Genomic DNA, 12,030 nt, shown 5'->3' on the forward strand with positions numbered 1-12,030 from the left:
AAGAGAAGTCACGGAAAGAGCATGACCATGAGCAACCTTGCCTACGACGCCCCCGTGGACAGCGGCGACAGCTCGGCGCAGGACATCGCCGCGATGCAGGCGTTGCGGCCGATTCCGCGCATCTCGATCCAGGCATTCTGCGAGACCGAGGGCGTTGCCAATCCGGTCGAACGCGCCGGCGAGGATCGGCGCATGACGAAGGCGCATCTCAAGGTCCATATGGGTGGTGTCCCCACCGCGATCGAATTCTATCAGTCGGCGCCGACGCCGAACCTGATCCTGCTGGAATCGCGCAGCGAGCCGAAGCAATTGCTGGAGCAGCTCGCTCAGCTCTCGGAATACTGCGATCCGTCCTCGAAAGTGGTGGTCATCGGTCACTACAACGACGTCGGTCTGTATCGCGAACTCATCCGCTCCGGCATCTCCGAATATGTCATCGCGCCGGTGTCGATGGCCGACATCGTCAGCGTCGTTTCGTCGATCTTCGTCGATCCGGAAGCCGAACCGCTCGGCCGCTCGATCGCCTTCGTCGGCGCCAAGGGCGGCGTCGGCTCGTCCACCATCGCCCACAATGTGGCCTGGGCGATGTCGACCTTGTTCAAATCCGAGGTCGTCGTTGCCGATCTCGATCTTGCCTTTGGCACCGCCAACATCAACTTCGATCAGGACCCGGCACAAGGCATCGCCGAGGCGGTGTTTTCGCCCGAACGCATCGATGAAGTCTATCTGGACCGGCTGCTGACCCAGTGCGCCGAGCATCTGTCGCTGCTGGCGGCGCCCTCGACGCTCGAACGCGTCTATGATTTCGATCCCGATGCCTTCGCGCAGCTTGTCGATACCGCGCAGCGCAGCGTGCCGCTCCTGGTGCTCGACGTTCCCCATGTCTGGACCGGTTGGGCCAAGAATACCTTGGTCAAGGCCGACGAGATCGTCATCACGGCAACGCCGGAACTGGCCAATCTGCGCAACACCAAGAACCTTGCCGACATGCTCAAGCGACTTCGTCCCAACGACCCGCCGCCGAAGCTGATCATCAACCAGGCCGGTGTCCCCAAGCGCCCGGAGATTTCACCGTCCGACTTCGCCGAGCCGCTCGGTCTGTCGGCGATGTCGGTCATCGGCTTTGATCCGGTGCTGTTCGGCAACGCCGCCAATAACGGACGCATGCTCGGCGAAATGGATGCCAAGAATCCGGTTGTCGCCATGATCAACGAGATCGCCCATGTGCTGACCGGGCGCAGTGAAATAAGGGCGAAAAAGAAAGCTGGCCTCGGCAATCTGCTGGGCAAGTTCTCGCGCAAGAAATGACGCTTTGGCAGTGAGATCGGTAGTCGACCATGTTTGGTAAAAGAGGCGACGACAACGGCAACCGGTTCAAGCCGGAATTCCGCCAGCCAGCACCGGCGCCGACCGCGCCGGCAGCCGCGGGTTCGGTGGACACCGCGGTCCTTGACCGGCCCCCGGCACCGCTTCAGTCCAGCGCAGCTGTGGCGCCGCCGGCTCGCCGCGCGGTCGAGGCGCCGCCCATGGCACCGGAGCCACGGCGAGCCCAGCGTGAGAAGAGCGAAACCTACTACGACACCAAGAGCCAGGTTTTCTCGGCGCTCATCGACACCATCGACTTGTCACAGCTCGCCAAGCTCGACCCGGAAAGCGCGCGCGAGGAAATCCGCGACATCGTCAACGATATCATCGCGATCAAGAATTTCGCGATGTCGATCGCCGAGCAGGAGGAACTGCTCGAGGACATCTGCAACGACGTTTTGGGCTATGGGCCGCTCGAGCCGCTGCTCGCCCGCGACGACATCGCCGACATCATGGTCAACGGGTCCAAGAACGTCTACATCGAAGTCAACGGCAAGGTCGAACAGACCGGCATTCGCTTTCGTGACAACCAGCAGCTTCTCAACATCTGCCAGCGCATCGTCAGCCAGGTCGGCCGCCGTGTCGACGAATCCAGCCCGATCTGCGACGCCCGTCTTCCCGACGGTTCCCGCGTCAACGTCATCGCGCCGCCGCTCGCCATCGACGGCACAGCACTCACCATCCGCAAATTCAAGAAGGACAAGCTGACGCTCGATCAGCTGGTCAAGTTCGGCGCCATCTCGCCGCAGGGAGCCGAAGTTCTCAAGATCATCGGCCGCGTTCGCTGCAACATTGTCATCTCGGGCGGCACCGGCTCGGGCAAGACGACGCTGCTCAATTGCCTGACCAACTACATCGACCGCGACGAGCGCGTCATCACCTGCGAGGACTCGGCCGAGTTGCAACTGCAGCAGCCGCACGTCGTGCGCCTCGAAACCCGTCCGCCCAACCTCGAAGGCGAAGGCGAGGTGACGATGCGCGACCTGGTCAAGAACTGCCTGCGCATGCGGCCCGAGCGCATCATCGTCGGCGAAGTGCGCGGACCCGAGGTGTTCGACCTTCTGCAGGCTATGAACACCGGCCATGACGGTTCGATGGGAACGATCCACTCGAACAGCCCGCGCGAATGCCTGAACCGCATCGAATCCATGATCGCCATGGGCGGCTATTCGCTGCCGCAAAAAACCGTGCGCGAAATCGTCGTCGGCTCGATCGACGTGATCATCCAGGCGGCGCGCCTGCGCGACGGATCGCGCCGCATCACCCACATCACCGAGGTGATCGGGATGGAAGGCGACGTCATCATCACGCAGGACATCGTCCTCTACAATATCAAGGGCGAGGACGCCAATGGCAGGCTGCTGGGAGAGCATGTATCGACCGGCATCGGCCGCCCGCATTTCTGGGACCGGGCTCGTTACTATGGCGAAGACCAGCGCCTCGCCATTGCGCTCGAGGCGATGGAGAAACGCGCTGACTGACGCATGCACAGGCGTGAAGGTTTTGGTCGATGTTTGGAATTGACGGCACCGTATTGGCGTTTATCGCGCTCGCCGGCTTCAGCGCCGGCGCGGTCGCTTATGCATTCCTGTTCAACCGGATCACCAATGAGAAGCAGGCCGGCAAGCGGCTTCAAACGATCAAGACCGCCGAGACGGATCGCTCCATTGTCAAGGCCTCGCGCGACCGTGTGGCCGAGGCTGCCAAGCGGCGCAAGTCAGTTCAGGATTCGCTGAAGGACCTTGACGAGAAGCAGAGAACGAAGGACAGCGCCGTCAAGAGGCCACCGCTGAAAGCTCAGCTTCGTCAAGCCGGTCTCAAGGTTCCCATCGAACGTTTCTATATCTACTCCGCCGTATGCGGCCTGGCGCTGACGGTAGTGGCCTATATGGCCGGTACGCCGCTGCTTGTCTTGCCCGGCGTTCTGATGGCGGGCGCCCTTGGTCTGCCGCGCTGGTTCGTTTCTTTTCGCCGCGCCCGCCGCGTCAAGGCATTCCTCAACGAATTCCCCAATGCGCTCGACATCATCGTGCGTGCGGTCAAATCCGGCCTGCCGCTGAACGATGCCGTGCGCCTGATCGCCAACGAATCCTCCGAGCCGGTGAAGGGCGAGTTTCGCCGCATCGTCGATTCCCAGCAGATGGGCCTGTCGATTCCCGACGCGACCTTGCGCATGCCCGAAACCATGCCTTGCACGGAGGCGAGCTTCTTCGGCATCGTCATCCAGATTCAATCCCAGGCCGGCGGCAATCTCTCCGAGGCGCTGGGCAATCTTTCGCGCGTGCTTCGCGACCGCAAGAAGATGAAGGCCAAGGTCCAGGCACTGTCTATGGAAGCCAAGGCGTCCGCCGCCATCATCGGCGCGCTGCCTTTCATCGTCGCGTTTCTCGTCTATCTCTCCAGCCCCAACTACCTGATGCCGCTGTTCAACACCAGCGTTGGCAACCTGATCCTGGGGGTTTCCGCCGTCTGGATGTCGATCGGCATCCTCGTGATGCGCAAGATGATGAACTTTGAAGTCTAGGGCCGCGGCATGACCGAACAAGTCATCAAATCACTCACGGATCCCGGCCTCCTGATCGCGCTGCTGGTCGGCATCGCCGTGTTCGCGACGGTCTTCACCTTGCTGCCGGCATTTGGCGGAAACCAGCTCAAGGCGCGCATGAAGTCGGTCGCGCTGGAGCGCGACGAATTGCGTGCTAGGCAGCGCGCGCGGCTTGCAAGCGAGGCGGATCGCCGCCGCAAGGGCTTGCGCGAGGAACAGTCGATCGGCATGCGCAACATCGTCGACCGGCTCGATCTGCGGCGCGCATTGGCTGACGAGGGCACTTTGCAGAAGCTCAAGGTCGCAGGTTTCCGCGGACAGAACCCGCTGACGCGCTTTCTCTTCTTCCGCCTCGTGCTACCGTTTGTCGGCTTCGCGTTGGCCCTGGTTTACATATTTGTGCTCGGTGGATTGCCCGACAAGCCATTGATCATCAGGCTGTTCGTCTGCGTCCTCGTTGCCTATGCCGGTTTCTACGCACCGATCGTCTACGTCAATAACCGCGCCACCAAGCGAAAGCAGTCGATTCAGATGGCATGGCCGGATGCCCTCGACCTGATGCTGATCTGCGTCGAGTCGGGCATGTCTGTCGAAGCCGCGCTGCGCAAGGTTGCCGACGAGATCGGCGCGCAGTCGGTGGCGCTGGCCGAAGAGTTCATCCTGACCAATGCGGAGCTTTCCTATCTCCAGGAGCGCAAGCAGGCTTACGAAAACCTGGCCAGCCGCACGGGGCTGGAATCGGTCAAGTCGGTGTCGCAGGCGCTTGTCCAGGCCGAACGCTACGGCACGCCGGTGGCGCATGCACTGCGCGTGCTTGCTAGCGAAAGCCGTGACATGCGCATGAACGCCGCCGAGAAGAAGGCCGCCGCCTTGCCGCCCAAACTCACCGTGCCGATGATCCTGTTCTTCCTGCCGGTGCTTTTCGCTATCATCCTGGGCCCCGCCGGTATCCAGGTCAGCCAACGCGGTATCTTCGGCGATCATTCAGGGGCGGCAGCGTCAGGTACCCAGTAACGCCGCGACCAGACCTTGCACGAACACAAAAGCCGCACCTGCATTGCAGTGCGGCTTTTCACCGTATCGGCAGGATCACGCGTCAGTTGGTAGCGGGCTTCGCCTTGTCCTGATCCTTGAGCTGGCTCCAGGCATTCTGCTGAGCCAGCATCTGCCTGAGGTAAGCGACATTGGCCTGCGCCTGTTCGGGCGAGAGCTCCTGCGAAGCAATTTTCTCGGCTTCGTCGAACCGGCCCTGCAGGCCGACCACGAGCGCCAGGTTCTGACGCACGCGGCTGTCGGCATTCGGCTGCTGGGAGGCCGAGCGCATATAGGTCTCGGCGGTGCGCAGGTCGCCTTCCAAAACATAAGACATGCCCAGATTGGAGAGAACCGAGGGCTCGTTCGGCTTGAGTTCGAGTGCCTTGCGGTAAAGCTGGCGGGCATCGTTCTTCTGGCCAAGCTGGTCGAGAATGGCCGCCTCCGCGGACACCAGTTTCCAGTCGGGATATTCCGGCGTCTGTGCACGGCGCACGGCGTCGAGCGCCGCCTCGAACTGACCATTGGCGGCCAGCGCCTTGCCGTAGGCGGCCAGCACGTCGCGGTCCTTGGGATAGGCGATGGCCAGCTTGCGCATCACCGCAAGCGACTGGTCGGCATCGCCGTCCATCTGCAGCGCGGCGGCGAAGTTGGTTGCGATCCGCCTGTCGTTCGGGTTCCTGGCGTAGGATTGGCCAAGTGCACCGGTGGCGTTGTGCAGTTCTCCGGCCGACATGGTTTCCAGCGGCTTGCCGTTGGTGCGTCCGATCGAGCCGGTGGTGAGCTTGCTGGTCCCGCAGCCGGCGATGCCGGCCGCGAGCGTCAGCATCAATGCCGTGGTGACGAACCGCCTTCTCCCGGTGTTCATCGTGCGGTTGGTCGGCATCGGCACCGGGCCTCCATTCATGCGCGGCCATTGCATGGCCGTCTTCCCTCCCGCAGAAATATTCTGTTAACCCTAACGGAGAGTTAAGAAACGCCGACTCGCAGTGGGTCGGCAGGAGAACATCGAATGCCTGTCGAACTCGTCGAAAAGAAACTGCAAGGCGCGCTGCCGGTCCATCTGGTTGCCAAGAATGGTCTGGAAGCGGCCGGCCTGCCGCCATCCACGATCGCCTGGGCCAGGGCCAACGGCTTCTCCGGCGAGACGGGCAGGACGCTGGCTCTGCCTGGCGAAAACGGAACGCTCGGCGGTGCCTTGTTCGGCATGGGTGACGATGACGACGCGCTGGCTCTCGGAGCGCTGGCGAAAGCCCTGCCGGAAGGCGACTGGCATTTCGCCTCCACGCCGGCCGAGCCGGAACTTGCGGCAATCGCGTTGGCGCTCGGCGGCTATGTCTTCACCCGCTATGGCAAGAAACCCGGCAAGACGCTGCGCTTCGCCTTGCCGGCCGGCGCCGATGCAGATCGGGTTCGCCGCACCGTCGATGGTGTCTTCCTGGCGCGAGACCTTGTCAACACGCCGAGCAGCGACATGGGACCGGATGATTTGGAGAGGGCGGTGCGGGCCGTGGCCGGAGCCCACAAGGCCCATGTCTCGGTGATCAAGGGCGACGATCTGCTCGCGCAGAATTTCCCGATGATCCATGCCGTCGGCCGTGCGTCCCTCGGCGCGCCACGCCTGATCGACATGATATGGGGACAGCAGGGCGCACCGAAAGTGACGCTGGTCGGCAAGGGCGTCTGCTTCGATACGGGCGGTCTCGACATCAAGCCCTCATCCGGCATGCTGTTGATGAAGAAGGACATGGGCGGCGCCGCCAATGTGCTGGGTCTGGCCTCGATGATCATGGCTGCCGGGCTCAACGTGCGGCTGCGCGTGCTCATTCCCGCGGTCGAGAATTCGATCGCCGGCAACGCCTTCCGGCCCGGCGACGTGCTGGCGAGCCGCAAGGGCATGTCGGTCGAAATCGGCAATACCGACGCCGAGGGACGGCTGGTGCTGGCCGACGCCCTGGCGCTGGCCGACGACGAGGAGCCGCAGCTTCTGGTCGACATGGCGACGCTGACCGGAGCGGCGCGTGTTGCACTTGGCCCCGACCTGCCACCCTTCTACACTGGCGACGAAGCACTGGCGTCCGACTTGGCGGCGGCTTCCGTCGCCGTCGAGGATCCGCTGTGGCGCATGCCGCTGTGGCGGCCCTACGATGCAAAGCTGTCGTCGAAGATCGCAGACATCAACAACGTAACCACCGACGGTTTCGCCGGTTCGATCACCGCGGCGCTGTTTCTCAAGCGGTTTGTCGAGAAGACGCCGAGCTGGGCGCATTTCGACATCTTCGCCTGGAACCCCGCTGACCGTCCGCATGGTCCCGCCGGCGGCGAGGCGCAAGGCATTCGCGCGCTGGAGCGGATCATCTCGAAACGCTTTGGCTGATCATGATCCCCAAAAGGGACCCGGTTTTCGGATAAGATCCTGGTCCAACAAGACCATGGTCCCGAAAAGTGGGAGCCGGTTTTCGGATGAGATCATGGTCCAACAAGAACGCCGAGACTGAAACGGAACCGAAACAATTTGCCGTCATGCTGGGTTGATGTCGATAGCGATGCGCCCGAGCCAGGCCTTGCGACTGTGGCAGCAAGTGATGCTGTCGCAGGTGCGTGACGACGCGCCCGACCTCACCATGCGCCAGACGGCGATCCTGTTCACCATCTATCTCGATCCGCCGCCGCACACGGTGCGCGGGCTGGCGGCGCGGCTCAACGTCACTAAACCGGTGATCACCCGGGCGCTTGACACGATGGGTGCATTGAAGCTTGTGTCGCGCCATCGCGACGAACTCGACAAGCGCAATGTCCTGATCAAGCGCACCGTCGAGGGCGCGCTCTTTGTCGAGCGGTTTGGCGATGTTATCATTGCCAAAGCCCACGAACTGCCGATCTGATTGACCAATCTTGACCGAGTTGCCGATTTGACTGCCAGGGATGCACGCCTTCACGCTTTCCGCTCCGATCTCGCCGACGCGCGTTTGAAGGGGGAGGTCGCCGCCGACCGCTTCGTCGCCGGTCGGCCGGCGCGGGTCGCTGCACCCGTGGCCGATGTCCGCAAGGCACCGCGTCCGGATGCCGGCGTCAACACGCAGATCCTGTTCGGCGACGACGTCCTGGTCTTCGAGGAGGCCGAGGGCTGGGCTTGGGTCCAGGCCGAACGGGACGGCTATGTCGGCTATGTCGCCGAAACCAGCCTGGGCGGACGAAACCATACGCCCACCCACGTCGTCATTGTGCCCCGTACCTTTCTCTATCCCGGACCGGATCTGCGCTTTCCGATCGCGGGACAGCTGTCGATGGGATCGACCGTGACGGTGACGGGGACCACCGAAACGCGCGGTACGCATTATGCCGTGCTGACCTCCGGCGAAACGTTGATTGCCGGCCATGTGCGACCGGTCGGCGAAATTGCCGCCGATTATGTTGCGGTTGCCGAGACCTTTCTTGGAACGCCTTATCTGTGGGGAGGCGTTTCCGGCTTCGGCATCGACTGTTCGGGCCTGGTTCAACTTGCGATGCGCATGACCGGCAAGGAGGTGCTGCGCGATTCCGACATGCAGGCTGCTTCCATCGGCGAGCCGCTCGATCCGGGTCCTGATTTCTCGGGACTGCGCCGCGGCGACCTGGTGTTCTGGAAGGGCCATGTCGCTATCATGACCGACGCTCAAACCATGATCCATGCCAATGGCCACACCATGCTGGTGTCGCGCGAGGGGCTAAAGGACGCCGTCGCCCGTATCGGATATCTCTACGGCGGCCCGACCGGGTTCAGGCGGCCTTAGAACGCCCGATCCCCTTTTGTTCCGATTCTTCTTGGCGATTGACTGCCGCCGCGCTACGTCTGGCGGGTGACAGAGCAGCCGCGCCTCGCCGACCAGAATGCCGCCGTCGTCCTGCCCGAGCCATTCGTCAGATGGTTCGGGCAGAAGGGCTGGTCGCCGCGCGCTCACCAGATCGAATTGCTGGCAAAAGCCCAGGCAGGGCAATCGGTGCTGTTGATCGCGCCGACCGGCGCCGGCAAGACGCTTGCCGGATTCCTGCCTTCGCTGACCGAACTGGCCGGCCGGCCAAGGCGAAGGCCCGGTCAGGCGCAGCGCGGCATCCATACGCTTTACATCTCCCCGCTAAAGGCGCTGGCCGTCGATATCGAGCGCAATCTCGGCAAGCCGGTCGAAGAGATCGGGCTGCCTCTCACCATCGAGACGCGCACGGGCGACACGCCGGCGCACAAACGCCAGCGGCAGAAGCTGGTACCGCCTGACATCCTGCTCACCACGCCCGAGCAACTGGCGCTGCTGATTGCGGCAGGCGATGCGAGACGCTTCTTCGAGGACCTGCGCTACGTCGTGCTCGACGAGTTGCATTCGCTGGTGACGTCGAAGCGGGGCCATCTGCTGGCGCTCGGCCTGGCACGGCTGCGCAGTTTTGTCCCCGGCCTGCAGACAATCGGCCTGTCGGCGACGGTGGCTGAGCCGGATGAATTGCGGCGCTGGCTGGTCAGCCAGAATCCACCCGGCGATATGGCCGAACTGATCGTCGTCACTGGCGGTGCGAAGCCCGACATATCGATCCTCGATTCGGAAGAGCGGGTGCCGTGGGCAGGACATTCGGCGCGCTACGCCACGCCCGAAATCTACCGCGAGATCAAGCGCCACAAGACCACCCTGCTGTTCGTCAACACCCGCAGCCAGGCCGAACTGCTGTTCCAGGAATTGTGGCGGGTCAATGAAGACACCTTGCCGATCGCACTGCATCACGGCTCGCTTGACGTAGCCCAGCGCCGGCGTGTCGAGAAGGCGATGGGCGAGAACGCGCTGCGCGCCATCGTCGCCACCTCGACGCTCGACCTCGGTATCGACTGGGGCGATGTCGATCTGGTCGTGCATGTCGGCGCGCCGAAAGGTGCCAGCCGGCTGGCGCAGCGTATTGGCCGCGCCAACCACCGCATGGACGAACCGTCCAAGGCGATCCTCATTCCGGCCAATCGATTCGAGGTCCTGGAATGCCGGGCGGCGCTCGACGCCAATTATCTCGGCGCGCAAGACACGCCGCCGTTGGTCAATGGCGGCCTCGATGTGCTGGCGCAGCATGTGCTGGGCTGCGCCTGCGGCACGCCGTTCCGCGCCGATGACCTGTTCGAGGAAGTGCGAACCGCGGCGCCCTATGCCGGCCTCGATCGGCCGGCATTCAACCGCGTCATCGATTTTGTCGCCACCGGCGGCTACGCGCTGAAGAACTACGAGCGATATGCTCGCATCCGCCTGAACAAGGACGGGCTGTGGCGGGTGTCCAATCCTCGCGTTGCCCAGCAATACAGGCTGAATGTCGGCACTATTATCGAGGTGCCGGCACTCAACGTTCGATACGTACAGGCTGGCAGCAAAGGCTCGGCTTCGCGTGGCGGGCGGGTTCTCGGCAAGATCGAGGAGGCCTTCCTCGAAACCCTGACGCATGGCGATACGTTCATGTTTGCCGGCAAAGTTCTGCGTTTTGAGGGCATTCGCGAGAATGAGTGCTTCGTGTCGAACGCACCCGGCAGCGATGCCAAGGTGCCTTACTACGGCGGCGGCAAGTTTCCGCTTTCGACATATCTTGCCGAGCAGGTCCGTATCATGCTGGACGACCCGCGACGATGGAAGAAGCTGCCGGAGCAAGTGGCCGACTGGCTGCGGTTTCAGGCCGACAAATCGGTGCTGCCCAAACGCGGTGACCTGCTGGTCGAAACCTTTCCACGCGGCAATCGGTATTATCTGGTCGCCTATCCCTTCGAAGGCAGGCTGGCCCATCAGACGCTCGGCATGCTGCTTACCCGCCGTCTCGACAGAGCGGGTGCCAGGCCTCTCGGTTTCGTCGCCACCGACTATGCGCTAGCCATATGGTCTCTGGGCGACATGGGCACGATGTTCAGGGCTGGCAAACCTTCGCTCGGCGCACTTTTCGACCAGGACATGCTGGGCGACGACCTCGAAGCCTGGCTGGCCGACAGCTGGCTTCTCAAGCGCACCTTCCGCAACTGCGCGCTGATTTCGGGACTGATCGAGAAGCGTCACCCGGGCCAGGAGAAAAGCGGCCGGCAGGTCACCGTGTCGACCGATCTGATCTACGACGTGCTGCGTAGCCATGAACCCGATCACATCCTGCTTCAGGCGACGCGTGCCGATGCGGCGACCGGTCTGCTGGATGTCAGCAGGCTTGCAGACATGCTCTCGCGCATCCGGGGTCGAATCGTGCATAAGAACCTCGAACAGATATCACCGCTCGCCGTGCCGATCATGCTCGAGATCGGCAAGATGCCGGTGAACGGCGAAGCCGATGAAACACTGCTGATGGATGCGGCGACACTGGTTGAGGAGGCCATGGGGCCGGGAATGAGTGAGACATGAATTTTTCGCTGGCGCGCGCATCGCTGATCGCCGAGGCCGACTTGGTCGGCATCGCCGGCGAGCGTGCGGTCTGCGACCCGCGCGGCGTGCTTTATTTTCCCGAGTTCAGGCTGCTGGCCGTATCCGACCTGCATCTCGAAAAGGGTTCGTCGCTGGCCAGGCGCGGTGCGCTGATCCCGCCTTACGACACCGGCGCAACCTTGCTCAGATTGCAGGCCATCATCGCCGATTATCAACCGGCGATCGTCATCAGCCTGGGCGACTCCTTCCATGATGGCCACGGCGCCGAGCGCATGCATGCAAGTTTTCGCGAAAGGCTGGAGGCGTTGATGGCGGGCCGCGACTGGTTCTGGGTCGCCGGCAACCACGATCCGGAAGCGCCGGCGGATCTGCCCGGCGAGACCGTGCGGGAACTGGCCATAGGCTCGCTGCTGTTCCGGCATGAGCCATCGAAGGTGAGGGTCGAGGGCGAAATATCGGGCCACCTCCATCCCTGCGCCCGCATCGTGCAACAAGGCCGCTCGGTGCGCAGGCGCTGCTTTGCCGGCGACGGCGGCCGCATGATCATGCCGGCTTTCGGCGCCTATACCGGTTCGCTCAACGTGCTCGATCGCGCCTATGCCGGGCTGTTCCGTCTGGACACGCTGATGGCTTACATGCTCGGCGCGGAGCGTATCTTCGCCATCTCCAGCTCGATGCTGCGGCCAAATTGAC

At 63.1% G+C, this 12,030-nt stretch carries 10 protein-coding genes; 9 read left to right on the forward strand and 1 reads right to left on the reverse strand.

What is annotated here, in order from left to right:
• The first annotated feature begins 21 nt into the window (after positions 1-21).
• From NKI49_RS23250 to NKI49_RS23265, 4 genes are read left to right on the forward strand one after another with little or no spacing between them, the layout of a single operon-like run.
• Complete coding sequence (locus NKI49_RS23250) at positions 22-1,308, forward strand: CpaE/TadZ family protein (RefSeq protein WP_352605592.1); 1,287 nt, start codon at positions 22-24, stop codon at positions 1,306-1,308.
• A gap of 29 nt (positions 1,309-1,337) precedes the next feature.
• The gene (locus NKI49_RS23255) at positions 1,338-2,846 is read left to right on the forward strand and encodes a TadA family conjugal transfer-associated ATPase (protein WP_352605590.1); all 1,509 of its coding nucleotides are present in this window, start codon (positions 1,338-1,340) and stop codon (positions 2,844-2,846) included.
• Positions 2,847-2,875: 29 nt separating this feature from the next.
• Positions 2,876-3,889: a type II secretion system F family protein gene (locus tag NKI49_RS23260; RefSeq protein WP_352605588.1), complete on the forward strand. Its 1,014-nt coding sequence runs from the start codon at positions 2,876-2,878 to the stop codon at positions 3,887-3,889.
• Positions 3,890-3,898: 9 nt separating this feature from the next.
• Positions 3,899-4,924, forward strand: a complete 1,026-nt coding sequence (locus NKI49_RS23265) for a type II secretion system F family protein (protein WP_352605586.1) — start codon at positions 3,899-3,901, stop codon at positions 4,922-4,924.
• Positions 4,925-5,006: 82 nt separating this feature from the next.
• Here NKI49_RS23265 and NKI49_RS23270 read toward each other — a convergent pair whose 3' ends face one another.
• A complete protein-coding gene (locus tag NKI49_RS23270) occupies positions 5,007-5,828 on the reverse strand; it encodes a tetratricopeptide repeat protein (RefSeq protein ID WP_352605649.1) in 822 nt (273 codons plus the stop codon).
• Between the two features lie 126 nt (positions 5,829-5,954).
• Between NKI49_RS23270 and NKI49_RS23275 the strand changes: the two genes are divergently transcribed.
• The 5 genes from NKI49_RS23275 to pdeM all read left to right on the forward strand — a co-directional run bounded on the left by NKI49_RS23275 (position 5,955) and on the right by pdeM (position 12,029).
• A complete protein-coding gene (locus NKI49_RS23275) occupies positions 5,955-7,319 on the forward strand; it encodes a leucyl aminopeptidase family protein (RefSeq protein ID WP_352605584.1) in 1,365 nt (454 codons plus the stop codon).
• A gap of 157 nt (positions 7,320-7,476) precedes the next feature.
• A complete protein-coding gene (locus tag NKI49_RS23280; protein ID WP_027026568.1) occupies positions 7,477-7,827 on the forward strand; it encodes a MarR family winged helix-turn-helix transcriptional regulator in 351 nt (116 codons plus the stop codon).
• A 27-nt stretch (positions 7,828-7,854) separates the two neighbouring features.
• Complete coding sequence (locus NKI49_RS23285; protein WP_352605647.1) at positions 7,855-8,715, forward strand: C40 family peptidase; 861 nt, start codon at positions 7,855-7,857, stop codon at positions 8,713-8,715.
• Positions 8,716-8,781: 66 nt separating this feature from the next.
• Positions 8,782-11,316, forward strand: a complete 2,535-nt coding sequence (locus NKI49_RS23290; protein WP_352605582.1) for a ligase-associated DNA damage response DEXH box helicase — start codon at positions 8,782-8,784, stop codon at positions 11,314-11,316.
• On the forward strand, positions 11,313-12,029 hold the full coding sequence (gene pdeM / locus NKI49_RS23295) for a ligase-associated DNA damage response endonuclease PdeM (RefSeq protein ID WP_352605580.1): 717 nt from the start codon (positions 11,313-11,315) through the stop codon (positions 12,027-12,029). Before NKI49_RS23290 ends, pdeM begins: the two co-directional genes overlap by 4 nt.
• The last annotated feature ends 1 nt before the right edge of the window (position 12,030 follow it).

The sequence above is a fragment of the Mesorhizobium sp. M0587 genome (assembly GCF_040320945.1).
In the GTDB taxonomy this organism is placed as follows: domain Bacteria; phylum Pseudomonadota; class Alphaproteobacteria; order Rhizobiales; family Rhizobiaceae; genus Mesorhizobium.

Coding starts and splice junctions, on each gene's coding strand:
- NKI49_RS23250 (WP_352605592.1), top strand. CDS start 22: ATGACCATGAGCAACCTTGCCTACGACGCCCCCGTGGACAGCGGCGAC.
- NKI49_RS23255 (WP_352605590.1), top strand. CDS start 1,338: ATGTTTGGTAAAAGAGGCGACGACAACGGCAACCGGTTCAAGCCGGAA.
- NKI49_RS23260 (WP_352605588.1), top strand. CDS start 2,876: ATGTTTGGAATTGACGGCACCGTATTGGCGTTTATCGCGCTCGCCGGC.
- NKI49_RS23265 (WP_352605586.1), top strand. CDS start 3,899: ATGACCGAACAAGTCATCAAATCACTCACGGATCCCGGCCTCCTGATC.
- NKI49_RS23270 (WP_352605649.1), bottom strand. CDS start 5,828: ATGCCGACCAACCGCACGATGAACACCGGGAGAAGGCGGTTCGTCACC.
- NKI49_RS23275 (WP_352605584.1), top strand. CDS start 5,955: ATGCCTGTCGAACTCGTCGAAAAGAAACTGCAAGGCGCGCTGCCGGTC.
- NKI49_RS23280 (WP_027026568.1), top strand. CDS start 7,477: ATGTCGATAGCGATGCGCCCGAGCCAGGCCTTGCGACTGTGGCAGCAA.
- pdeM (WP_352605580.1), top strand. CDS start 11,313: ATGAATTTTTCGCTGGCGCGCGCATCGCTGATCGCCGAGGCCGACTTG.